This is a genomic window from Acinetobacter sp. NyZ410 (assembly GCF_022828975.1).
Lineage (GTDB): Bacteria > Pseudomonadota > Gammaproteobacteria > Pseudomonadales > Moraxellaceae > Acinetobacter > Acinetobacter guillouiae.
Genome location: NZ_CP094620.1, coordinates 2,356,957 through 2,379,752 on the forward strand (window position 1 = coordinate 2,356,957; position 22,796 = coordinate 2,379,752).

Here is a 22,796-nt window from a genome sequence, read left to right on the forward strand (position 1 = left end):
AGTGAGGTTACCTAGCTAATTACCCTAGAACTGCTGATATCAACTCTTGGTTATTTATAGAAATTTGCAAGGTACTCTTGCTTATTTCAGTTATTATTCCAATCTATTTATGTAAATTTTAGTAGAAACTATGAATAGCCACTGATTTTGTAGACACCTTTTAGTTAAAGTTGCTGATTTTTATGGGTCAACCAATATTATTCCTAAAAAGAAGGTTTAGAAGTAATTCTGACATTTAAAAAATGTAGGACCATTTGATGTTACTTTAAGCAATCCCAACTATTTTATTGTTAAGTCCAACTCTGAAAGAACACTTCGCTTTTTAGTTCCTTATCAATATATTCAATTTCGATCTAATACGGGACTGATAGATGGTAATCGAACTAAAGAGGGTTATGTTTTATTAGACTATCAAGCAGGGGTGCTGGAGAGCAGTTGGAGTATGTACATTAATTTTCGAGGGTTTTCCTCTAAACGTGTATGGAAAGCAGAAAAAACCTCAACAGTAAAAGGCTGGGTAAATTTACAATAATGCTAGCACCTTTAAACTCATAGAAAATTAATGATCAAAAACTATGATTAAGGTAGTTGAATTCCCAACTTCCTTAAAATTACACATAACTGAATCATTGGCATACCCATCAAAGTGGTTTGGTCTTGCCCAATCATTTGTTCAAATAAACCAATACCAAGACTTTCACACTTAAAGCTACCCGCACAATGCAGAGGTTGATCAATTTCGATATAACGCTCAATTTCAGCCAAAGTTAAGTCACGAAATTTCACATGATAATGCTCGACCAAGGTTTGTTCAAAATCTGAAGCCAAATGTTGCACACTTAAGGCAGTACTAAAAAAGACATTTTTGCCTGAATTGGCTTGTAGCTGTTGAATGGCTTTTTCTACAGATAGAGGTTTTCCAATAAAATCTTGTGGCGCATGTTCACGCCAAGCCACCTGATCTGACCCAATCACAATTGCATTTGGATGATCTTGTGCAATGACTTGGGCTTTTTCAAAAGCCAAGCGTTTAGCCAAATCATCGGCATGAGATTCACCCTGTGGTGATTCATCGATTTCAGGAGAGATACAATGATAGTCTAAGCGCAAACGATTCATTAAATCTTTACGGGTTTGGCTCGATGAAGCCAAAATAATTTCAGGGTGATTCATCTTTGAATAATTCATGCCTAGTTATACTGCATATTCCATCAAGAGATCTAAGGGAACATACGCCAAAACAGCTTGATGACAGGCTTGTAGTTTTACACGAGGTGCCATATCGTTTTGATAGGCCTCAACCCAACGCGTCACACATAAACACCAAAAATCACCAGGTTGTAGTCCCGGAAAGCCGTGTTCTGGCAGCGGTGTAATTAGGTCATTTCCCACTTTTTGTGAAAAATTTAAAAATTCTGAAGTCATTTCAGCGCATACAGTGTGCTGGCCGAGGTCGGTTGTTGCTGTATGGCAGAAACCATTACGAAAATAACCTGTGATTGGAGAAAAACAACAACTTGCTAAAGGTTCACCTAAGACATTTAAACCATTGATTTTAGGATCGGGATGAAAAGACATAAGCGTATAGAATTTAAAAGTTCGCCCTATAATAATCAAATCTCAACTTTTCTACAGCTTTTCTACAAAAGTATCTAACCTTTTTTTGTGTAATCATTTAGAATCTACGCGATTTTTAATATCTATAAGAGAGCTATACATGAATTTTCAGCGTATGACTGACCTCGATTTAGCAGGCAAGCGTGTACTTATTCGTGAAGACTTAAACGTACCTGTTAAAAATGGTGTGATTACGAGTGATGCACGTTTACGTGCTGCATTACCGACAATTAAATTGGCACTTGAGAAAGGTGCTGCGGTCATGGTGTATTCTCATCTTGGTCGTCCCGTTGAAGGTGAGCCAAAAGCGGAACAATCATTAGCTCCTGTAGCAGCTTATTTAACTGAGGCACTTGGTCAAGACGTTAAATTATTTACAGATTATTTAGATGGTGTTGAAGTTGCAGCAGGGCAAGTGGTATTACTTGAAAACTGTCGTTTCAATGTGGGTGAAAAGAAAAATAATGCTGAACTTTCGGCAAAATATGCAGCGCTTTGTGATGTATTTGTGATGGACGCATTTGGTACAGCGCATCGTGCAGAAGCATCAACTGAAGGCGTAGCACGCTTAGCAAAAGTTGCAGCAGCGGGCCCTTTGCTTGCAGCTGAATTAGATGCTTTAGGTCGTGCGTTGCAAACACCTGAAAAACCAATGGTTGCAATTGTTGCTGGTTCTAAAGTTTCTACTAAACTTGATGTTTTAACTTCACTTTCTGATATTTGTGATCAATTGATTGTTGGTGGTGGTATTGCCAATACATTCTTAGCCGCAGCTGGCTTCAATGTCGGTAAATCATTGTGTGAACATGATTTGATTGACACAGCGAAAGCGATTGCGGCAAAAGTATCAGTTCCACTTCCAACCGATGTTGTTGTGGCAGATGCATCTGCAATCGATTTTGCAGATTTCTTAGGTTCATTGGCAAATGCTAAAGCAACTGTAAAAAAAGTTGAAGATGTTGCAGACAATGACATGATTTTGGATGTCGGTCCTGAAACTGCGAAAGCTTTTGCTGAAATCTTAAAAACGTCTAAAACGATCCTTTGGAATGGTCCAGTTGGCGTATTTGAAGTGGATCAATTTGGCGAAGGTACAAAAACACTTTCTTTGGCGATTGCAGAATCTGAAGGATTCTCTATCGCTGGTGGTGGTGATACTTTGGCAGCGATTGATAAATACCAAGTTGCAGACAAAATTGGTTATATTTCAACTGGTGGTGGTGCATTCCTTGAATTTGTTGAAGGCAAAACACTTCCTGCTGTAGCGGTATTGCTTGAACGTGCTTAATTGAAAAATTATTTTAATTGTGACGTTTATATGAAAGGCTGACCTCGTGTCAGCCTTTTTTATCTGAGAGATTCATTGTAAAGTAATAAAAATGAAATATAACTGCAATAAACTAGATCCAATCCAATCACCAACACTGGGAAATGTGATGAAATTTAAATTTACACTTGCAGCACTTCTTATTGCTCCTTTGGCATTTACTGCATGTTCTAAACAAGAAAAAGCACCAGCCTCAGAACAAACATCTTCTTCTGAAGCTACTTCAGCAGAATCAGCAAATACATCTGCAGAACAACAAGCTGTGATTGATGCGCTTGATCAACCTGTTTTGGATGAAAAAAATACAGATGTAGCTGCTGAAAAAGCAAATGCTCCAGCAGATGCGGCTACGCCAGCGACTGAAGAAGAAGCACCTAAAGCTCAATAATCTTTCTAAATGTTGTTATTTGTTAAAAGTCCCCGCAAACGCGGGGATTTTTTATGAAATAGTCAATATTGTTGCTGAATTGAAATAAAGCAACATGTAGAATATGGGGCATTACTTGGGAGGATATTATGGCTCTTATCTCATTGCGCCAACTCTTGGATCATGCCGGTGAACATAGTTACGGCGTTCCAGCGTTTAATGTGAACAACTTAGAACAAATGCGCGCAATTATGTTAGCCGCTGACGCAACAAATTCACCTGTAATTGTGCAAGCTTCTGCTGGTGCACGAAAATATGCAGGTGCTCCATTTTTACGTCATTTAATTTTAGCTGCAATTGAAGAATGGCCACATATTCCAGTGGTAATGCATCAAGATCACGGTACAAGCCCAGATGTTTGTCAACGTTCGATCCAGCTTGGATTTTCATCTGTAATGATGGATGGTTCTTTAGGTGCAGATGGTAAAACACCAACGTCTTATGAATATAACGTTGATGTAACACGTCGTACTGTTGAAATGGCACATGCATGTGGTGTTTCTGTAGAAGGCGAAATTGGCTGTTTGGGTAGTCTTGAAACAGGTTTGGCTGGTGAAGAAGATGGTGTTGGTGCAGAAGGTGTACTTGATCATTCTCAACTTCTCACTTCTGTTGAAGAAGCTCGTCAATTCGTTGCAGATACCAATGTTGATGCTTTAGCAATTGCAGTCGGTACTTCTCATGGTGCGTACAAGTTTACTCGTCCACCTACAGGCGATATCTTGGCAATTGACCGTATTAAAGAAATTCATGCGGCACTTCCAAATACTCATCTTGTTATGCATGGTTCAAGCTCAGTACCACAAGAATGGTTAGCAATCATTAACCAATATGGTGGTGACATCAAAGAAACTTATGGTGTTCCAGTTGAGCAATTGGTTGAAGCAATCAAGCATGGTGTACGTAAAATCAACATCGATACAGATTTACGCTTAGCATCTACAGGTGCAATGCGCCGTATGATGGCTGAAAAACCAAGTGAATTTGACCCACGTAAATTCTTCGGTGAAACTGTTGAAGCAATGAAACAAATCTGTGTAGATCGCTATACAGCATTTGGTACTGCGGGCAATGCAGACAAGATTCGCCCAATTTCTTTAGAAAAAATGGTTGATCGTTATAAATAATCTTTGATGGTTGTTGATCACCTAAAAGCCCACTCATACTAGTGGGCTTTTTCTTGAATCATAGGGACTCGGTTCCGCATAAATTTTGCAGTGATTGGTAAGATAAGAAGTAAATTATGGAACTCATATTTTCAGCAGCACTTTGTAGTGTGCTGGTTTCAATGCTTTTAAAATGGACCAAACAAAAAGGTTTTGATGCATTGCAAATGATTGCTTGGAATTACGCAATCGCCAGTGTATTGAGCTATATTTGGTTTAAGCCTGATTTGGCCCATATTTCAATCTCAAATACACCATGGTGGTTGATTCTTGGTTTAGGCGTTGTATTACCCAGTATTTTTTTATGTCTAGCAAAATCATTACATAGTGCAGGAATTTTAAAAACTGAAATTGCACAGCGATTATCTGTGGTTTTATCATTATTGGCTGCATATTTTTTATTCCAAGAACAATTTAACCAATTAAAAATGCTTGGTATTGGTTTAGGTATCGTGGCAGTTTTATGTATTGTACTTTCCCAGTCGAGCCCATCAAATTCATCCCTCAATCAGAAAGGGATCCTTTATTTACTCAGTGTTTGGGTAGGTTATGCTTTGGTTGATGTTTTATTGAAATATACAACCAGCTTGGGCTTACAGTTTCCAGTTACATTAACCTTGATGTTTATCTGTTCATTCCTATTATCTGTCGGTTACTTACTGATTCGAAAAACTCAGTGGAAGCTTCAGAACTGTATTGCTGGTTTGGCCTTGGGGATCATAAATTTTGCCAATATTGCTTTATATGTCAAGGCGCATATTTTATTAAAAGATTCTCCAGCCATCGTTTTTGCAGGGATGAATATCCTTGTGGTGTTATTTGGGGTCATTGCAGGGCTGTTAATTTTTAAAGAAAAGCTTAAAGTGATTACCGCTCTAGGACTGGTTTTAGGTTTGGCTGGAGTGGTATGTTTAGCCTTGGCAATATAATGACTTAACAGTAAGAAAGCTTCGTTGTTAATACGATTGATGCTGATCACTTTAGAATGACATCAAACGGTAACTTTATAGATTAACTTGGTGGATATTATGAGATGGATGCATTTGAACAATTATTTATTCATTTAGATTTACAACTAAATAATATTCGCTTAGTACCACTGTCTTTTGAACACGAGCAAGGACTCGCTGAAGCGTGTCGTGATGGTGAATTGTGGAATTTACGAATTACCTCTACACCACATTACACAGAAGTTAAAAATTATATTAAAAAAGCACTAATCCAAAAAGCACAGGGCAGCCGTTATCCCTTTGTTGTCATAGAGCAAAGTTCAGGGAAAGTCTTGGGAACGACCAGTTATCACGATATTTTATTAAACGTAAAACGTTTTGAAATTGGCTATACATGGTATGCACAATCGGCACAACGGACCCATGTCAATACAAGCTGTAAACTATTGCTATTAGGGTTCGCTTTTGAACAACTTCAAGCCAATACCGTGGCGTTGCGGACTGATCAATTTAATTTTAAAAGCCAAAAAGCCATTGAACGTTTAGGTGCTAAAAAAGATGGCATTATTCGGGGTGATCAAATGCGTAAAGATGGTACGATTCGAGATACGGTGTTGTACAGTATTGCTCAAGGTGAGTGGAACAATGTAAAAGCACATTTACAAGACATGTTGGCACATTATAAAAAATAACTATTTTGTTGAATTATATTCGATTCAAGGGCATGCAAATGCCTTTGAAATCATTTGAAAGATCGTCATGGTGATTTCATATTTTGATCATAAAACTTTCAAAAACATAGCGGACAATGGAGGAGCATTCTTTACATTGGTGTAATTGCTATGAATCAAGATATCTTTTCAACGCTTTATACATCATTACAAACCCATAAAGTGCAGCTTTTACCACTACAAATAGAACATGAAAATGCTTTAGTTGAGGTATGTAAAGATGGCCGCTTGTGGGAATTGGAATATACATCGGTTCCACATTATTCTCAGATCAAGGCTTATATTGCCAAGGCACTTGAACAAAAATCTTTGGGAATACGCGTACCTTTTGTTGTTTTAAATCAGCGAAATGGTCGTATTGTAGGAACCACCAGTTTTCGTGATTTTATTTGGGAGGTGCGCCGTGTTGAGATTGGCTATACATGGTATGCACAATCAGCACAACGCAGTCATATCAATAGCAGTTGTAAGTTGTTGTTGCTTGAGTATGCATTTGAAAAACTACAAGCTAACTCGGTTGTATTAAGGACGGATATTCGCAATATTAAAAGTCAAAGTGCTATTGAGCGTCTAGGTGCGCATTATGATGGTGTGTTACGTCAAGATGCGCTACGAAAAGATGGAACTGTCCGAGATACTGTTATATACAGCATAATCAAAGATGAATGGCAGGGCATTAAACAGCATTTAAGCCAGTTACTTAGCCAAAGCTATAAGGTTTGACCTATAAGTTTTGATTATGTATTTAACTACAATCTATATGCAAGCGATGTTGTTGGCAATGAATGCATTGAAACAGATAGCCTGTTAAATCACCGTCGATACTGAGGTGATCTTGGATAAGCTCTACTGGATAACCATTTTCTTCGATATCGGCTTTGACCTCATCCCAAATTGGTTTAAGCGTTTCACTATCCGCATAAGCGATAAACTGACATGGTTCATTGCAATGCACCAGCCAAACTTCTTGTTGCCAACTATGATAACTTGGCGTTTTTAAGCAGATTTCATCTAAAAATTCAGAGTTGATTTTTTCGGATGGATCATTTGGGTTTGAAGAAACACCTTCAATGCCACAATAGTCATTGTATTCTCCATCGTATTTTTGCGCTGCTGCACCATTGGCAATACACCACGGACAGATATAATCGGGTTCATCTACGCTATAGAAAGAACATACGTACTTTAAATCGCGTTGTTGATTGCAAATTGAACAAATGCCATCTTCTTTTTCAAACAGATCAAGTTTGTATGCATTGGGATGATATTTAAACTGAGGATAATTCATATTTTTGATTCTTCTAGGTAGAGATTTTAACTATTGAATGCTAACAATAAAATTCTACACGAAAACTTTCAATCAGTTCAGGTGGAACACGTGTTGTTTGTCCATTGGTGCGCATAAACAATTCGCCTTTGTAATACAACGGACGGTCCGATTTATTACATTTAAAGACCAATATGGTTTTTCCTTGAATCTGTATTTCTTCTAGTGTGGTATAAATATTTGAAATTTTGTTACTTTCGTGCGCCAGTTTATCAATCAAACTCCGCTTCATTAAGTCGAGTGAATTATTAAAGTGTTCCGCAAGTTCATTTTCAATCCCTACAATGGTTAAATCATCAGCAACGCCTATAAAGACATAGCCATTGCGGGTATTCATAAATGCAAAGCACGCTTTGACCCATTTATCTGATTTGCGGTTGGTTAATAGGTCTGTGGTACGTTCTTTAAATTCAATCCGTTGATTTTCACCCAGTTGAATTAAATTAAAATAGTACTCTGAACAGGAGTTTTGCCGATAATGATTGAGTGTGGTCTTAATTTTTTCTAATGATTTATATGCGGCAACAGTTTCTAAATTATGAATATCTTGCCATTGGTAAATTAATTTAATCTTTAACTCGTTGGCTAAGTTTGGATCAGCAAGGTATTCAAAGCTCAAATTGAGATATTGTAAAATTTCTGTGTAAATAGCATGACTGGCAATTGGAATGGAAATTTTATTAAAGGTATTTCTTATTTTTTCTAAGTTTTTGTGAAATTCAAAAGCTTCTTGGTAAAAGCTTAAATATTTAAACTCATTTAAAATATGTTCATAAGGGCGATGAAATGAGTTAGGAAACAGTTGCTTGGGCGGTATATGGATATATTTTTCAATCTGTTGAAAGTAATATCTTAAGGTTGGATACTTTAAGGCCTGATCAATATTGATTTCAAATTTCTCAGAAAGTGGCTTAGTGGTATAGGCTTGAAAAAACAGCAGTGTTTGGATTTCTTTGTATTTATTGGGGTAGTCATGCCAATGCGTTTCTAGAAACTCATTAAAATTCTTAAATTTATTGGTGAGATACATGTTCAAATCCATAGCAACACCTTTGATCCTCTATTGTTTGGTGTTCGGTATTTACAACAAATATGTCATCAGACTATTTATATATAGTTATTTATAAGTTAATTAAGTCAGGAAATAAAGCGTAAAACTTTAAATCGGATCGTGAAAGTTGTTAGAAAATATAACAAATATTTCAATTTGGTGACTAGCGCATTTGACAGCTTCATTTCGTCATTCATCGATAATTTGCGGAATTGCCGAACTTGGATCTTGGATAAATGATGCCAATCGTTCTTTTAATGAGGTGGCTCGTTCTGGAACAGCATCAATTGCAATCTCAGCGAGCCTCTTGACCAATTGTAAATCACCAGCAGCACCAGCTACATAGCATAGGGTACACATGTGTGCGGGATGTAAGGGATTTATACAGGCCTGATGCGCTTTCTTGAGAAAATCTTCAGGCCAATGTGCCAATCCATTAAAGAAATTTTGGCTTTGACGATTCCACTCAGATACTAGAAATTGCACCATTTCGTTAGCATCTTGTTCATTTGAGGTATATGACCAATCGTTGTCATGATCATTGATTAAATAAGGTAGGATCGAACTACGCCATGCACAATCGAAATCACGCATTTTTTCAATATCTAAAGCTTTACCTGTACATCGCATAACATATTCACCTAATGGGATAAGGTGAATACCGAGATTAACTTGGAAACAATGTCTTTTAATGGAGTGTTGTATATCGATGATTCGAACAACTTCTCCCTCAACCTGCCTAAATACATCGCCTTTTTTTATAAAGCCTTGTGCTTTTAAAATGGGATAAAACTGACGTTGTAATAGTTTGGAAATGACTTTTTTATCCATTAGATATATCCATGGTAGAGGCTAGCATTGCCATAGAAATTTAGCAGTTTTACCCTGAGGGCAATCGAATAGGTAGGCGGAACCTCCTCCACCAAAATTCATCTCAGTTCTATGATCAGGTCCAGTCTCTAGTTGAGCAACAAAGCGCATAGGCTTTTGGCAGCAATCACATTCTGGTGTTTCATCATTTTGCAGCCACTCAGCTTGGCCAGAAAGCTGACCTAAAATTTCTCTCTTGGGCCCTTGCCAAAGTTCACGTGATTGTGAATATTCTACTTGCGAATCTTGGAAAATCTTGGCGCCATATTCCGCTTCACGTAAGGTATTTTCAGGTTCTAACGGTTGGAATTTTTCGAGAGCTTGAACCTCTGTAATGACAATCACTTTATTGCCACCAACGTCTGCATCCCAGTCATCACACATACCTGGATCTTGGCTACACATAAAGATCAGTTCTAAACCGAGATCAGTTTTTACTTTGCCAAGGTATTGCATTGCATCATTACAATTTGTGCAGTGAGGCCATTCAACCTGTAAGCCAATCGTTTTAACAGGAAGACCGCCAAAAGAGGTTTGATCAAGGTGTTGTGAGACTTGGTCTAAAATTAACAGTTGAGTCATGTTTATACCTTATTTTATTTCTATTTTAGCTCTGGGGGTGTTAGATCTTAACTGTGTACAACATATCCAAAGATTCCAACCAAGCTTCTATTCTGGGTTAAGCCCAATGCAAGTCGAGGTAAGACACAACCTGTAATGATTGTTCCTTTCGGGTAATCATCCGAATTGATTTGTTCTAAAAGTGCTGAGTCACCAATTCGAACAAATGCACAGTCGATAAAATCGTGTTGTGCTGCAAACCAATCCATCATCTTGTGCCAAGGCTGAAAATATTCTGCTGGAGATTCTTCACCATCTTGTTCTACTTCTTCCCACCACTGTGTATTGGTTGTAAGCGGTTCAGTCGTAATGTTCGCCAAAGGAAAAATAGTATTGGCAAAGTATTGTTGAATCAGTTGAGGCGTAATTTTTTGGCTAGCTGAGTTGTGTGAATGCATGATATAAAAATCTTGAAAATAATCACCCGAGTTTGAACCCATGCCAACTTCAACATTTGCCATGATATTGGTGATTTCAGCGCTCAATTTTTGACAAAGTTTTAATTCATCGGAATCAATTTCATGCTGCAATGGGATATTGTGCTTTGAAATAGCCCCATCATTATAAACGCTGGTAAAGCGCGAAATGATATTGTTAGGCCATTCATCTGTATCAGCACCCACATCATAATTCTGCATACATTCAGATAATATTTTTAATCTTTCTTCACTTAACGCTAGTTTTATATTCATGATTTTGCCAAATTTAATGATAAATCTTAATCATATAAACGGTAAATTCCAGTAAAGCGCTCACAGCCTTTTTGTGTTGTCGTCACAGACAAAATTGCTTTTTGGAAATTAAGCACATATTTACAGTCATGTTCATTGTCCAAAATTTGATTCTTTTTTTCAGGCGTGGTGTAAGCCAACAATGAGACAATTTGACTATCTTTACGGTTATTGGGATTTCGGTAGGCGATGCCTTCAACTTTAATCCGATCTTTAGTCAGTTGATGGATTTGTAAATGGGCGGGTTGCTTCGAAATTTTACCATGTTCATATTTGATGAAATGTTGGGTTAAACTTTGATTCATTGAAGTGTAAAAATTTAAGTCTTCTAGGCGAATATCGAACTGTTGTTTAAAACAATCGTTGCTTTTACATTGACTTAAACGGTTGAGCCATAAACGATGTGTATCATTGATTAAGCGTATTGGTGCATCTGTGACCAGATATGCAGTGAGATAGCTCTCGTTTAATTGAGCGCGTAGTTCACTATACTGCGAACCACATAACTTTTTTAAAAGTGATGAATCTTGGTGCTTACAGTCAAGAGGCAGGGCGTAAACAGCTGATGTACTGATACAGCTCAAAATGAGACCAGACAAGAGTGTTTTAATTTGATTAAATTCTGTATTCAACAGCATGATCGCTTATACTTTCACAATGTTTGCATACGTACTATAGCGAAAGAGAAAGTACGAATACAAGATTTTTAAATTTTAAAAACTGCAAAAGGAGCTAAGAATGATCATACCGATTCGTATTGGGCAGGGAATGGATGTACATGCTTTTGAAGAAGGTGATTTTGTAACTTTGGCAGGCGTTCAAATTCCACATACGCATGGTTTAAAAGCACATTCTGATGGTGATGTCGTATTACACGCATTATGTGATGCTTTATTGGGTGCATTGGCTTTAGGGGATATTGGACAACATTTCCCAGATACAGATGCTGAATTTAAAGGTGCGGATAGCCGTAAACTTTTAAAACATGTTTATCAATTAATTTTAGACCGTGGTTATAAATTAAATAATGCTGATATTACTGTGGCATGTGAACGGCCTAAATTAGCCAAACACAATTTGGAAATGCGTCAAAGTATTGCAGATGTGTTAGATGTTGATGTGACTCAAATTAGTGTTAAAGCAACAACCACAGAGAAATTGGGTTTTACTGGCCGTCAGGAAGGTATTTTATCTACTGCAACAGTCTTAATTTCACATTTAGCAAAGTAATTATTTTTATTGTTTAGAACTCTTACTTATCTATCTACTGAGAAATATTGATGCGGTGGTAGATAAGTTTTGATGTTTTCCGATTTTAAAGCGCTATAGTCAAATTTTAGCTACAAAAAAAGCCCTTTAAAGGGCTCTTTTCACATGCAAAAATTAGTTAGCTAACGCTTTAACTTGTGCATTCAAGCGGCTCTTGTGACGAGCAGCTTTGTTTTTATGGATGATACCTTTATCCGCCATACGGTCAATAACTGGAACTGCAGCTTTATAAGCTTCAGTTGCGGCAGCATATTCACCAGTAGCGATAGCAGCGATTGTGCGTTTGATATAAGTACGTACCATTGAACGCAAGCTTGCGTTGTGTTTACGTGCTTTAACGTTTTGACGAGCACGTTTTTTTGCTTGAGCAGAGTTTGCCACTCGTGCACTCCTTGAATTAGATGGGTCTGGGCGGGCTGAAACCACATCTGAAAACCACATCAGAGGATTATCACCAGCCCGTAAACAAGTGCCATATTGTGATTAAAGAGGCCAGTAAAGTCAAGTGTTGACATGCTTTGACAACATTTTTGTTGAAGAAAAATTTGAAATAAAACGTTAGATTAGTAATAAATCTAGGAGATTGTTTAAAAAATGACTAATTCGATAAAAAATGCGATTGTGATTGGAGCAACAGGTTTAGTGGGGCAGCGTCTCATTGAACAGCTCGATTTATTGACTGATTGTGAAAAAATTACAGTTGTTGTGCGACGAGAAAATCCCGACTTTTCAAAATTTAAAAAAGTTGAACAATTTGTATTGGATGACTTCCTTCTACTCAATGATCAAGATGTCAGCGGTTACACTCATGCATTCAGTTGTTTGGGAACGACCATTAAAAAGGCAGGTTCTAAAGAAGCTTTCTATAATATTGATTTTGAGATCAATGCGCATTTTGCAGATTTATTTGAAATGACTGAAACTCATTTACTTTTAGTCAGTGCGATGGGGGCAAAAGCCAGCTCGCCAATTTTTTATAATCAAGTGAAAGGTGAACTTGAGGACTATATACAAAAGTTGAACTTATATCGTTTTTCTATTATTCGCCCATCGTTACTCCTTGGCGAACGAAATGAAAAGCGATTCTTAGAAGACGTAACGCAAAAGCTGTATAGTAAATTTTCGCATTTGGTACCCAATTCTTTTAAATATAAGCCAGTGACAGCACAACAAGTGGCTCATACTATGGTCGAGGCTGCTCAAACACAAACTCAAAAAATTGAAATTTATGATAATTTGCGTATACAAAATAGCAAATAATGGAGTGATAACGTGACTACAGTACCTTTTGTAACTTGTGATTTATTAGATGATCATCCAGACCAAGACATCCAAACCTTGATTCCATCTCTAGATGGCAAGTTTTTTAGAAGTTATGGGGCGCGTAAAACCTTTGGTGGTCAAATCGTGACAGTCAAGTGTTTTGAAGATAACTCAAGAGTGAAAGAGTTACTTGCTACAGATGGAACAGGCAAGGTTTTGGTTGTCGATGGTGGAGCATCCATGCGTTGTGCCTTGATGGGTGACATGATTGCAGAGTCAGCGGTTAAGCATCACTGGAATGGTGTAGTGATTTACGGCTGTGTACGTGATGTAGATGCACTAGTTGAACTTGATCTAGGTGTCCATGCATTGGCTTCAATTCCACAAAAAAGCAATCGTAAAGGCATAGGTGAGGTCGATATTCCTGTGTATTTTGGTAGTGTCACTTTCAATTCTGGTGAATATATCTATGCAGATAACAATGGCATTGTGGTTTCAAAAGAAAAATTAGTGGATTTATAAAAAGCTTTATTTAAGCGAAAACAATCATCTAGGGGGTATAAAATGGTGCATCATCAAATTAAAGTTGTACAAGCTTTGGCTTCATCACTGACTGAGGGAGGCCGTGGTGTAACAGGAACTCCGTTTCCAAACCAGCCAGAAAAGGCTTTAAAGTTATATGAGTTTGAAGGTTCACCATTTTGCCGCCGTGTACGAGAAGTAATGACCTTGCTCAATTTGGATTATGAAGTCTATCCATGCCCTAAAGGTGGGACTAAATATCGTCAGGTTGTAAAAGAAAAGGGGGGGAAATTACGTTTTCCGTATTTCATTGATGAAAATACGGGAACAGCAATGTACGAATCGCAAAAGATTGTTGATTACTTATTTAAGCATTATGGTAAAACAGGCAAAACACCAAAGAAATATTCTCATTATTCTAAATACCCAACGGTTGCTATGGTGGGAACCATTATTAATGGTGCACGCGGGGTTTGGGTTAATAAAAAAATTGTTGATCGTGCAAGTCCAGCGCAATTATTGGAATTATGGGGGTTTGAAGCAAGTCCTTATACACGTGTTGTACGTGCTGTGTTAACTGAATTAGAAATTCCATTTATTTTTCATAATGTGGCGAAAGAGTGTTGGCAAGATCTAGGCCCAGCAGTTTTACGTTTAAAACCCGGTAAATATGTTCCTTTGGTCGGTGGCAAACGTGAAAAAATTATTCCAGTTATGGGCCGCGCAAAGCAAGACATTCAAGTGCCTTATTTAGAAGATCCAAATACAGGTGAAAAACTCTTTGAGTCAGCAGCAATCGTATCTTATTTACAGAAACAATATGGTTAACTCTATGTGTTAAAAGCACCTAACATAGGTGCTTTTAATTGAAGGATAAATGTGGGTTTACAAGAAAATTATCTTGAATATCGAAATCATATAAATACTTTAAAGGCTGACCAAGGCTATATAAAGTATATTTTGAAAATTCAGCAGGTCGTGCATCAACGGCAGTTGGTATCTTGTATGAGTGATTCAAAATGGCTCAAACTTCTGCATGCAATGACAGACTTGGATTTTCCACCTGCATTTATTGTTAAATTGGTGACTGAAAATAAAGATCTACAAGCTGAAGATCAATTTGTGAAGAAAATTCCATGGTATTTAGGTGATTGGCATCCTTTCTATCACGATGCCATGCCTGTATTTATTGCAATTGAATATTTAATGGTAAAGCCTATGCTGAGCAAACCGAGGGGAAGATTGATCGATGATTTGGTCTTAGATCAAACAGACCAATTTCGTACTTTGTTGCAGCATTTGAATATTATGTTTGATGAAAAAAACAGTTGTTTTAAAATTTATGCTTATTACTCAAAGTAATTTTAAAAATAATGACAATAGAGGTGTCTGAACAAATAAGTCAAAACTGATTGCTTTAATCATTTTTCGCAACATTTCTATCCATATAAATATTGTGAATTAGTGGATTGTTAACGATAAAAACTTAAGCTTTAAAACAGCCTATGTTAGATTGTAACCAATAGAATATTTTGAGATAAATTATGACTTCAACTCGAATTCAACCTGTTATAAATCGTCCAGGGGAAAATGCCTTATTTATTGTTTTAGGATTAAGGCTTGGGGCTGAAGTAATAGATACAGTAATCGATTTTGCAGCAAATTTTTCAGCATTAACACGTAGTTTAACCAACCGTTATCCAGATGCACAATTTAGTGCGGTTATGGGATTTGGGGCAAATGCGTGGGAGCGTTTATTTCCTGATCAGGCTAAACCACAAGAATTAGAACAGTTTAAAGAAATTAAAGGGCCAAAATATACGGCTGTTTCAACAGAAGGCGATTTGTTTTTCCATATTCGTGCTGATCGTCAAGCGTTGTGTTTTGAAATGGCCGATATGATCAATACGCAATTAAAAGCCGTAAGTTATCCAGTGGATGAAGTGAATGGTTTTCGATATTTTGACGGTAGAGCGATTATTGGCTTTGTTGATGGGACAGAAAACCCAGAGCCTGAAATTGCAGCTGAATATGCACTGGTGGGTGATGAAGATCCAGACTTTAAAGGTGGCAGTTATGCATTTATTCAAAAATATATGCATGATATGGACAAGTGGCGTGCGCTCAGTGATGAAGAACAAGAAAAAGTCATCGGACGTAAAAAGTTTAATGATGTTGAACTGAGTGATGATGTAAAGCCTAAAACAGCACACAATGTAGTGAGTAAGGCACACGATGCCGATGGTAATGAAATTAAAATCATGCGTGCAAATATGCCGTTTTCAAATCCATCTAAAAATGAATATGGCACCTTCTTTATTGGTTATGCACGCAAATTTAGTGTGACTCGACAAATGTTAGAGCATATGTTTCAAGGTGATGAAGAGGGTAATTTAGATCGTTTATTAGATTTTAGTACAGCAGTGACTGGAACCTTATTCTTTGTACCTACTGTCGACTTCTTAGATGATTTGGGTGACGAATAACGCTGATGGTTTATGTTCTTCAGGTAAATGGTCGTTTTAAAACGGCCTTTTACTGCGAACTTTTGTCATCTTTGTTATGATGAGTCTCTGATTTGATTGAGTTTTAGTGATGTTTGATAAAATTACAGCATTATTTAAGGGTAATAAAAACGGTCCTGAACAAGTTTTTCTACAAGAAAATAATATTCAAATTGATGCTGAGCATGGTTTTATTGTAGATGGTATTGTTTTAAATCGTGAGTTATCTGAACGGCTGGAATACTTTTCTAACCGAAAACTCAATAATTTTGATGATTTAAAGGCTTTGTTCTATAAAACAATTTTGATCAATGAAAAGATTGATTTAGAAATCGCGACAAACAACTATGTGCAACGACTTGGCAATACAGAAGAAAATTTAAAACAATTTAAAGAAATTATTCGAAAACTCAATGATTATTATAAAGCGTTTAAACGAGAAAAATAAATCAACTTAAGGCATGGATAACATTTAGTGGAATCAGAATATTTCACCAAAGAATAATGTGTGATGTTGCTTAGTTTTTTCTCTGTTATACAAATGACTATTCTCAATTCATTTGCAAGAGCTTCCACAGGTCTACGATCCTGTGAGTTTGTCTTGAGGCTGATGTGAATTCTATCCTGATGAAGAAAATGCTGCTGTTGAGTCACTGCACAGATAAATAGAATAAACAAAATCACTCAACTGAATAAAGTCATCATGTTAAACTATTGCTCATGTCTTTTAGACCCTATGCGATTATGTTTAAACAAGAAATCTCTGACCTCAATTTAAAACAACTGAAAGCAGGCGAAAAACGTTGGATTGGCACAATGCTCGGTTCATCTGCAGCCTTATTGTTTAAGGAGATCGCAGAGAAATCGGATCAGCTCTTTGTATTGGTTGCAAAAAATAATCAGCACTTGGGACAGTTGGAAAGTGAATTAGAATTTTATGGGGTAAAACCAACAATATTTCCAGACTGGGAGATATTGCCATATGATCGTTTATCTCCGCACCAAGATATTGTCTCTGAAAGACTGTCGATACTTTCCAATATGCCACAAAAAGGTATTTTATTAGTCTCTGCAACCACCTTGGCACAACGTGTTGCCCCTACATCATGGGTATTGGGTGAGCATTTTGATATACGCGTTGGTCAGAAATTTGCATTAGAACAACAAAAATTAAAACTGGTTCAGGCGGGTTATCATCTGGTTGATACCGTTTATGACCATGGTGAGTTTGCGGTACGTGGTAGCATCATGGATATTTATGCTTCTGGGCAAAATGCACCTATTCGTATTGATTTATTTGATGATGAAATAGACAGTTTAAAATTCTTTGACCCTGAAACCCAAAGAACAACAACAAAGTTAGAGCGTTTTACCGTACTTCCTGCAAAAGAATTTCCGTTAAAAGAAGCGCGTTCAACATTTCGTGACCGTTATGCAGAAAGTTTTCCAACTGCAAATCCCAAGAAAAACCCAATTTATCAAGATGTGTTAGAAGGCATTGCTTCTCCAGGATTAGATTTCTACTTCCCATTATTCTTTTCACAGCAAGCCATGCAAACACAAAGTTGTTTGGTATCGTACTTACCAAGCAATGCGATTGTCATTACAGATAAGCACATTGACGAAGGATTGTTGAGTTTTTGGACAGATGTGATGCGTCGTTACGAAGACCGACGCCATAATGCTGATCAACCGCTATTACCACCTGAAGAAATTTTTATACAACCGAATCAACTGTTTGAGTATTTAAATCAATTTTCAAGAATTATTGCCTCAACAGAAGCCATTGAATTAAAAGCAGGCTGTATCAATTTGTCGGTTGAATTACCACCACGATTGCCTGTAGACCCTAAACAAGACCAACCATTTAAAGCAGTAAAGCAGTATGTGGATGAGGCCAATCATCCTGTATTACTGGTGGCTGAAAGTGCTGGACGCCGTGAAACTTTAAAAGATGCTTTACGTGCAAGTTTAGGTGAAATTCCAGTTGTTGAAAGTTTTGCTGTATTTCAACAATCTAATTTCTCTGTCGCGATTACCAATGCGCCTTTGGATCGTGGATTGGTCATCAGCAATGATCTATCGGTTATTTCTGAAAACCAACTGTATGAACACCGTGTAGTACAGCGCCGTAGAAAACGTCAACAAGAGGTTTCAGAAGAGTTTCTGATTCGAAGTCTGACGGAACTCAATATTGGTGCGCCAGTGGTGCATATTGATCATGGTGTTGGGCGTTATGCAGGCTTAGTCACCTTAAATATTGATGAACAAGACTATGAGTTTCTGCAATTAAACTATGCAGATGATGCAAAAGTGTATGTTCCTGTGACCAATCTACACCTGATTAGCCGTTTTAGTGGTGGTGATCCTGATTTAGCGCCATTACATAAATTGGGTACAGATGCATGGAATAAAGCAAAACGTAAAGCACTTGAACAGATTCATGATGTGGCAGCTGAATTGCTACATATTCAAGCACGCCGTCAGTCTAAACCTGGGATTAGCTTTGAGCTGGATCAAAGTGCATATATGCAATTTTCCAGTGGTTTTGCTTATGAGGAAACACTGGATCAGGCCAATGCCATCGAAGCGACCTTATATGATATGCAACAAGCCAAACCAATGGATCGACTGGTTTGTGGTGATGTTGGCTTTGGTAAAACGGAAGTGGCGATGCGCGCGGCATTTGTTGCTGTTCAAAATAATAGGCAAGTGGCTGTCTTAGTACCTACCACCTTATTGGCGCAACAGCATTTTGAATCATTTAAAGATCGCTTTGCCGATTGGCCAATTCGTATAGAGGTACTTTCGCGTTTTGGAACCAATAAAAGTCATACCAAAACCATTGATGATTTAATCGATGGTAAAGTTGATATTGTCATCGGCACACATAAAATTCTTCAGGAAAATGTGCAGTTTAAAAACTTAGGTTTAATGATTGTCGATGAAGAACATCGTTTTGGGGTACGTGATAAAGAGCGTATCAAAGCCATGCGTGCAGATGTTGATATGTTAACCTTAACTGCAACACCAATTCCTCGTACATTGAATATGGCTTTTGGCGGAATGCGTGATCTTTCAATTATTGCTACACCGCCTGCACGTCGTTTAGCTGTCAAAACTTTTGTCAATGAACAAACCAATGAAACCATGAAAGAGGCAATTCTGCGAGAATTGTTACGTGGTGGTCAGGTTTATATCTTGCACAATGAAGTAGATACCATAGAACGCGCTGCGGAAAATATTCGTCAACTTGTACCTGAAGCGCGTGTCGCGGTTGCGCATGGTCAAATGCGTGAACGTGAACTTGAGCAAATCATGCAACAGTTCTATCACAAAGAATTTAACGTGCTGGTCTGTTCAACAATTATTGAAACGGGGATTGATGTTCCCAATGCCAATACGATTATTATTGAACGTGCAGACAAACTCGGCCTAGCACAATTACATCAATTACGTGGTCGTGTTGGACGTTCCCATCATCAAGCCTATGCATATTTGATGGTGCCATCGATTAAAGGCCTTAAAGGTGATGCCGAAAAACGTTTAGATGCCATTCAAAGAGCTTCAAATCTTGGCGCTGGTTTTATGCTGGCTACGGAAGACTTAGAGATTCGTGGTGCTGGTGAATTACTGGGTGAACAACAAAGCGGTTCAATGAATGCAATTGGTTATAGCCTATATATGGAAATGTTAGCCAAAGCGACCAAAGCAATTCAACAGGGCAAGACCCCTAATTTTGATACACCACTTTCACTTACTTCTGAAATTACCCTGCATATGCCTGCTTTGATCCCAGATGAATATTTGGGTGATGTACATCAGCGTCTTATGTTCTATAAACGTATTAGTAATACCGATACTCAGGATAAACTTGACAATATCCGTATGGAGCTGATTGATCGCTTTGGTGTGCCGCCATTACCAGTAAAACAACTGTTTAGTGTTCATCAAATTCGGGTTAAGGCCGAAGCCTTAGAAATTACCAAAATTGATATTGGGGCTAATGGTGGGGTGATTGAATTTTCACCTGATACACCTGTACAAGCGATCAGTATTATTCAACTCATGCAGAAGCATCCAACATGGTTCCGTATGGAAGGTGGACAACGTTTAAAAGTGATGGTGATGCTTGAAGAAAATGACAAGCGAATTCAGTTTATTCAGGATTTGTTAAACAATTTACTGACAGAATTAAAGCGTTAATTTATCAGGATTTTGAGCTTAAAAAATGCTCAATCTGAGATTAAAAGTGCTTATGAATTTTTTCAGGTAAATCACTTGAAAAAATTCTGTGATTCTTTAAAGTGTAATTGTGATCAGGTTCAAAACAAACTGTGTTTATTTGTACCAAAACACAAGATAACCAATATTCACACGAAAACCGATGTGTTAGTATTAGCCATCCTTTTAATTTTGCGTCATTTATAAAGATATGTTTAGTTTGCATCCACAACTTGCTCAAGATACTTTTTTTGTAGGCGATTTTCCGCTTTCAACATGTCGTTTAATGAATGATATGCAATTTCCGTGGTTGATTCTTATTCCACGTGTTCCTGGTATCACTGAGTTATATGAACTAAGTCAAGCTGACCAAGAGCAGTTTTTACGTGAATCAAGCTGGTTGTCTAGTCAGCTTTCTCGTGTTTTTCGTGCAGATAAAATGAATGTCGCTGCACTTGGAAATATGGTTCCGCAATTACATTTTCATCATGTAGTTCGTTATCAGAATGATGTAGCTTGGCCTAAACCTGTATTTGGCCTGCAAGCAGTTCCTTATAGCAATGAAGTATTAGCTCACATGCGTCAAACACTGATGTTGGCGTTACGTGGTCAAGGTGAGATGCCATTCGATTGGCGTATGGATTAAGTGTAAACAGCACAAGGGAAGTGTTTAATAAAATGACATTCGAGGTAAAATATTTTGCCATTTGAACGTATGTTAGATAAAGAGCCAAAGCAATTTGAGATATTCCAGCGATTTATGGGGTATTTGATTATTGCTTTGGTGGTCATGGTTTATTATTTCACCTCCCCAATTGCAAATTATCAATTTTATGTTCCTTTTTTTATAGGCTTTATTTTTATTGTTAGCCCTAAGCTATCGCGCTGGCTAGAATATTCATATGGCTCTAAAATTCGGAAAAACATCTATTTCTTAATTGATGTCATCGTAGTTTCTACCGCATTGGCTGCTGTACATTTAAGCCTCGTGGTAACTTTTGTATTGTTATTTGCACTGATCTATACAGCGATTAACAACAAAATTTCATTTATGATGGGCTCTCTGGCAATTTTAGTTGCCTTTGTTGTGTTTTATACCAATATTATTTTTATCTTTGGTTTTTATGATTATTTTCAGCAAACCAGCCCAGAGCTATCAGTCCTGTCTTTTATTAGCATCATTTTGTTTGTAAACATCGGAAATTATTATCAAAATCGCCGTATCAAAAGTGTAGAAACCAAGAAAAACACCTATTTCAATGAAATGAATCGCTATATTGAGTTGTCAAATCAACTCAGTCGTTATGCGCCATTACAGCTTTGGCAAGCGATCATGCGTGGTGATACAGAAGCCAAGATTGAATATAAACGTAAAAAGATGACAGTTTTCTTTTCTGATATTCAAGGATTTACAGAATTATCAGAAACTTTGATTCCAGATGATTTGGCCTTTGTATTAAATGACTATTTAAGTCATATGACTGAAATTGCCAAACAATATGGTGCAACCATTGATAAATTTATGGGTGATGCAATCCTGATTTTCTTTGGTGATCCTGATTCACAAGGTGTGGAGCAGGATGCGAAAAACTGTATTGATATGTCCATTGCAATGCGCCAGCAAATGAAATTTCTCCGTGAACGTTGGGTGAAAATGGGCTATGCACCTTTACATATTCGTATGGGGGTCAGTACCGGTTATTGCCACGTTGGAAACTACGGTGCTGTACATCGTATGGCGTATACCATTGTGGGGCGTGATGCCAATTTAGCAGCGCGTTTGCAATATGCTGCGGATATTGATGAAATTTTGGTTTCAGATGAAACCTATAAGCTGATTAAAAACGATTATCTCTGTGCACCAAAAACTCCGATTGAGCTAAAAGGGATTCAAGGTAAGGTGCGCACTTGGCAAGTGATGGAAAAATATTCAGCGACCAAGAATGAAAATCAACAATGGTTTGATTATGAATATAAAGGCTTCCACTTGGTGTTGAATTTAGAAGAAGTGCAAAACTTTGAATACCCAGAGCTGGTTGAAGTATTGGAAAAAATGGTAGAACGGATCAAGGTTCAGCAAAAACTTACTAACTCTCAAGGCGTTGCAAAGCTTAATATTGAAGATGAAGTCAACTCAAATTATTTGTAAAATCCTTAAATATTAAATTAAATACCTAAGCCATTAAAAATTATCAA

The 22,796-nt window shown here is 37.4% G+C and carries 25 protein-coding genes; 16 read left to right on the plus strand and 9 right to left on the minus strand.

The window, feature by feature from the left end:
- Window positions 1-579: 579 nt before the first annotated feature.
- Both MTO68_RS11070 and MTO68_RS11075 read right to left on the minus strand, forming a co-directional pair.
- Complete coding sequence (locus MTO68_RS11070; protein ID WP_244015969.1) at window positions 580-1,173, minus strand: Maf family protein; 594 nt, start codon at window positions 1,171-1,173, stop codon at window positions 580-582.
- A 21-nt stretch (window positions 1,174-1,194) separates the two neighbouring features.
- The gene (locus MTO68_RS11075) at window positions 1,195-1,578 is read right to left on the minus strand and encodes a DUF2237 domain-containing protein (protein ID WP_004720680.1); all 384 of its coding nucleotides are present in this window, start codon (window positions 1,576-1,578) and stop codon (window positions 1,195-1,197) included.
- Window positions 1,579-1,717: 139 nt separating this feature from the next.
- On the opposite strand from MTO68_RS11075, the gene MTO68_RS11080 reads away from it, so the two are divergent.
- The 6 genes from MTO68_RS11080 to MTO68_RS11105 all read left to right on the plus strand — a co-directional run bounded on the left by MTO68_RS11080 (window position 1,718) and on the right by MTO68_RS11105 (window position 6,941).
- The gene (locus MTO68_RS11080) at window positions 1,718-2,905 is read left to right on the plus strand and encodes a phosphoglycerate kinase (RefSeq protein ID WP_004720679.1); all 1,188 of its coding nucleotides are present in this window, start codon (window positions 1,718-1,720) and stop codon (window positions 2,903-2,905) included.
- 148 nt (window positions 2,906-3,053) lie between these two features.
- Window positions 3,054-3,332, plus strand: a complete 279-nt coding sequence (locus tag MTO68_RS11085; protein ID WP_151803120.1) for a hypothetical protein — start codon at window positions 3,054-3,056, stop codon at window positions 3,330-3,332.
- A 128-nt stretch (window positions 3,333-3,460) separates the two neighbouring features.
- Entirely contained in the window at window positions 3,461-4,498 is a 1,038-nt protein-coding gene (fba, locus tag MTO68_RS11090) for a class II fructose-bisphosphate aldolase (protein WP_004720677.1), read from the plus strand.
- Between the two features lie 116 nt (window positions 4,499-4,614).
- A complete protein-coding gene (locus MTO68_RS11095; RefSeq protein ID WP_004821356.1) occupies window positions 4,615-5,466 on the plus strand; it encodes a DMT family transporter in 852 nt (283 codons plus the stop codon).
- A 104-nt stretch (window positions 5,467-5,570) separates the two neighbouring features.
- On the plus strand, window positions 5,571-6,179 hold the full coding sequence (locus MTO68_RS11100) for a GNAT family N-acetyltransferase (RefSeq protein ID WP_244015898.1): 609 nt from the start codon (window positions 5,571-5,573) through the stop codon (window positions 6,177-6,179).
- A 150-nt stretch (window positions 6,180-6,329) separates the two neighbouring features.
- Window positions 6,330-6,941: a GNAT family protein gene (locus MTO68_RS11105; RefSeq protein ID WP_244015899.1), complete on the plus strand. Its 612-nt coding sequence runs from the start codon at window positions 6,330-6,332 to the stop codon at window positions 6,939-6,941.
- A 22-nt stretch (window positions 6,942-6,963) separates the two neighbouring features.
- On the opposite strand, the gene MTO68_RS11110 is transcribed toward MTO68_RS11105, so the two are convergent.
- From MTO68_RS11110 to MTO68_RS11135, 6 genes are all read right to left on the minus strand, one after another.
- On the minus strand, window positions 6,964-7,506 hold the full coding sequence (locus tag MTO68_RS11110) for a CbrC family protein (protein ID WP_244015900.1): 543 nt from the start codon (window positions 7,504-7,506) through the stop codon (window positions 6,964-6,966).
- A gap of 40 nt (window positions 7,507-7,546) precedes the next feature.
- On the minus strand, window positions 7,547-8,587 hold the full coding sequence (locus tag MTO68_RS11115; protein WP_096734050.1) for an ATP-binding protein: 1,041 nt from the start codon (window positions 8,585-8,587) through the stop codon (window positions 7,547-7,549).
- A 198-nt stretch (window positions 8,588-8,785) separates the two neighbouring features.
- A complete protein-coding gene (locus MTO68_RS11120; protein ID WP_244015901.1) occupies window positions 8,786-9,427 on the minus strand; it encodes a DUF4304 domain-containing protein in 642 nt (213 codons plus the stop codon).
- Window positions 9,428-9,448: 21 nt separating this feature from the next.
- Window positions 9,449-10,048: a hypothetical protein gene (locus MTO68_RS11125; protein WP_244015902.1), complete on the minus strand. Its 600-nt coding sequence runs from the start codon at window positions 10,046-10,048 to the stop codon at window positions 9,449-9,451.
- 47 nt (window positions 10,049-10,095) lie between these two features.
- Window positions 10,096-10,779, minus strand: coding sequence for a hypothetical protein (locus MTO68_RS11130; RefSeq protein ID WP_244015903.1), 684 nt, complete (start codon window positions 10,777-10,779; stop codon window positions 10,096-10,098).
- A 26-nt stretch (window positions 10,780-10,805) separates the two neighbouring features.
- Window positions 10,806-11,456 carry a hypothetical protein gene (locus MTO68_RS11135; protein WP_004720662.1) on the minus strand — a complete coding sequence of 217 codons (651 nt, stop codon included), beginning with the start codon at window positions 11,454-11,456 and terminating at the stop codon, window positions 10,806-10,808.
- A gap of 100 nt (window positions 11,457-11,556) precedes the next feature.
- Here MTO68_RS11135 and ispF point away from each other — a divergent pair, with 100 nt between their 5' ends.
- Complete coding sequence (gene ispF, locus MTO68_RS11140) at window positions 11,557-12,048, plus strand: 2-C-methyl-D-erythritol 2,4-cyclodiphosphate synthase (RefSeq protein WP_004720660.1); 492 nt, start codon at window positions 11,557-11,559, stop codon at window positions 12,046-12,048.
- A 153-nt stretch (window positions 12,049-12,201) separates the two neighbouring features.
- On the opposite strand, the gene rpsT is transcribed toward ispF, so the two are convergent.
- Window positions 12,202-12,468 (minus strand): 30S ribosomal protein S20, encoded by a 267-nt coding sequence (rpsT, locus tag MTO68_RS11145; protein ID WP_004720657.1) that lies wholly within the window; start codon window positions 12,466-12,468, stop codon window positions 12,202-12,204.
- Between the two features lie 213 nt (window positions 12,469-12,681).
- Here rpsT and MTO68_RS11150 point away from each other — a divergent pair, with 213 nt between their 5' ends.
- From MTO68_RS11150 to MTO68_RS11190, 9 genes are all read left to right on the plus strand, one after another.
- Window positions 12,682-13,347, plus strand: coding sequence for a nucleoside-diphosphate sugar epimerase (locus MTO68_RS11150; RefSeq protein WP_244015904.1), 666 nt, complete (start codon window positions 12,682-12,684; stop codon window positions 13,345-13,347).
- Window positions 13,348-13,359: 12 nt separating this feature from the next.
- Window positions 13,360-13,872 carry a ribonuclease E activity regulator RraA gene (gene rraA / locus MTO68_RS11155; RefSeq protein WP_004720654.1) on the plus strand — a complete coding sequence of 171 codons (513 nt, stop codon included), beginning with the start codon at window positions 13,360-13,362 and terminating at the stop codon, window positions 13,870-13,872.
- Between the two features lie 42 nt (window positions 13,873-13,914).
- Entirely contained in the window at window positions 13,915-14,700 is a 786-nt protein-coding gene (locus tag MTO68_RS11160) for a glutathione S-transferase N-terminal domain-containing protein (RefSeq protein ID WP_244015905.1), read from the plus strand.
- A gap of 150 nt (window positions 14,701-14,850) precedes the next feature.
- Entirely contained in the window at window positions 14,851-15,234 is a 384-nt protein-coding gene (locus MTO68_RS11165; protein ID WP_347814813.1) for a DUF6678 family protein, read from the plus strand.
- A 182-nt stretch (window positions 15,235-15,416) separates the two neighbouring features.
- Complete coding sequence (locus MTO68_RS11170; protein WP_244015907.1) at window positions 15,417-16,358, plus strand: Dyp-type peroxidase; 942 nt, start codon at window positions 15,417-15,419, stop codon at window positions 16,356-16,358.
- 109 nt (window positions 16,359-16,467) lie between these two features.
- Entirely contained in the window at window positions 16,468-16,824 is a 357-nt protein-coding gene (locus MTO68_RS11175) for a hypothetical protein (protein WP_244015908.1), read from the plus strand.
- Between the two features lie 296 nt (window positions 16,825-17,120).
- Complete coding sequence (mfd, locus tag MTO68_RS11180; protein ID WP_154129758.1) at window positions 17,121-20,582, plus strand: transcription-repair coupling factor; 3,462 nt, start codon at window positions 17,121-17,123, stop codon at window positions 20,580-20,582.
- Between the two features lie 229 nt (window positions 20,583-20,811).
- Complete coding sequence (locus tag MTO68_RS11185; protein ID WP_004720642.1) at window positions 20,812-21,246, plus strand: HIT domain-containing protein; 435 nt, start codon at window positions 20,812-20,814, stop codon at window positions 21,244-21,246.
- A gap of 54 nt (window positions 21,247-21,300) precedes the next feature.
- Complete coding sequence (locus tag MTO68_RS11190) at window positions 21,301-22,749, plus strand: adenylate/guanylate cyclase domain-containing protein (RefSeq protein ID WP_004720640.1); 1,449 nt, start codon at window positions 21,301-21,303, stop codon at window positions 22,747-22,749.
- The last annotated feature ends 47 nt before the right edge of the window (window positions 22,750-22,796 follow it).

What these genes read in the sequence shown, in the direction of transcription:
- MTO68_RS11075 (WP_004720680.1), bottom strand. Translation starts at nt 1,578, where the DNA reads ATGTCTTTTCATCCCGATCCTAAAATCAATGGTTTAAATGTCTTAGGT.
- MTO68_RS11100 (WP_244015898.1), top strand. Translation starts at nt 5,571, where the DNA reads ATGGATGCATTTGAACAATTATTTATTCATTTAGATTTACAACTAAAT.
- MTO68_RS11160 (WP_244015905.1), top strand. Translation starts at nt 13,915, where the DNA reads ATGGTGCATCATCAAATTAAAGTTGTACAAGCTTTGGCTTCATCACTG.
- MTO68_RS11135 (WP_004720662.1), bottom strand. Translation starts at nt 11,456, where the DNA reads ATGCTGTTGAATACAGAATTTAATCAAATTAAAACACTCTTGTCTGGT.
- MTO68_RS11080 (WP_004720679.1), top strand. Translation starts at nt 1,718, where the DNA reads ATGAATTTTCAGCGTATGACTGACCTCGATTTAGCAGGCAAGCGTGTA.
- MTO68_RS11130 (WP_244015903.1), bottom strand. Translation starts at nt 10,779, where the DNA reads ATGAATATAAAACTAGCGTTAAGTGAAGAAAGATTAAAAATATTATCT.
- MTO68_RS11185 (WP_004720642.1), top strand. Translation starts at nt 20,812, where the DNA reads ATGTTTAGTTTGCATCCACAACTTGCTCAAGATACTTTTTTTGTAGGC.
- MTO68_RS11175 (WP_244015908.1), top strand. Translation starts at nt 16,468, where the DNA reads ATGTTTGATAAAATTACAGCATTATTTAAGGGTAATAAAAACGGTCCT.
- MTO68_RS11070 (WP_244015969.1), bottom strand. Translation starts at nt 1,173, where the DNA reads ATGAATCACCCTGAAATTATTTTGGCTTCATCGAGCCAAACCCGTAAA.
- mfd (WP_154129758.1), top strand. Translation starts at nt 17,121, where the DNA reads ATGTTTAAACAAGAAATCTCTGACCTCAATTTAAAACAACTGAAAGCA.
- MTO68_RS11150 (WP_244015904.1), top strand. Translation starts at nt 12,682, where the DNA reads ATGACTAATTCGATAAAAAATGCGATTGTGATTGGAGCAACAGGTTTA.
- MTO68_RS11105 (WP_244015899.1), top strand. Translation starts at nt 6,330, where the DNA reads ATGAATCAAGATATCTTTTCAACGCTTTATACATCATTACAAACCCAT.
- MTO68_RS11110 (WP_244015900.1), bottom strand. Translation starts at nt 7,506, where the DNA reads ATGAATTATCCTCAGTTTAAATATCATCCCAATGCATACAAACTTGAT.
- MTO68_RS11095 (WP_004821356.1), top strand. Translation starts at nt 4,615, where the DNA reads ATGGAACTCATATTTTCAGCAGCACTTTGTAGTGTGCTGGTTTCAATG.
- MTO68_RS11085 (WP_151803120.1), top strand. Translation starts at nt 3,054, where the DNA reads ATGAAATTTAAATTTACACTTGCAGCACTTCTTATTGCTCCTTTGGCA.
- ispF (WP_004720660.1), top strand. Translation starts at nt 11,557, where the DNA reads ATGATCATACCGATTCGTATTGGGCAGGGAATGGATGTACATGCTTTT.
- fba (WP_004720677.1), top strand. Translation starts at nt 3,461, where the DNA reads ATGGCTCTTATCTCATTGCGCCAACTCTTGGATCATGCCGGTGAACAT.
- MTO68_RS11115 (WP_096734050.1), bottom strand. Translation starts at nt 8,587, where the DNA reads ATGGATTTGAACATGTATCTCACCAATAAATTTAAGAATTTTAATGAG.
- MTO68_RS11120 (WP_244015901.1), bottom strand. Translation starts at nt 9,427, where the DNA reads ATGGATAAAAAAGTCATTTCCAAACTATTACAACGTCAGTTTTATCCC.
- MTO68_RS11170 (WP_244015907.1), top strand. Translation starts at nt 15,417, where the DNA reads ATGACTTCAACTCGAATTCAACCTGTTATAAATCGTCCAGGGGAAAAT.
- MTO68_RS11125 (WP_244015902.1), bottom strand. Translation starts at nt 10,048, where the DNA reads ATGACTCAACTGTTAATTTTAGACCAAGTCTCACAACACCTTGATCAA.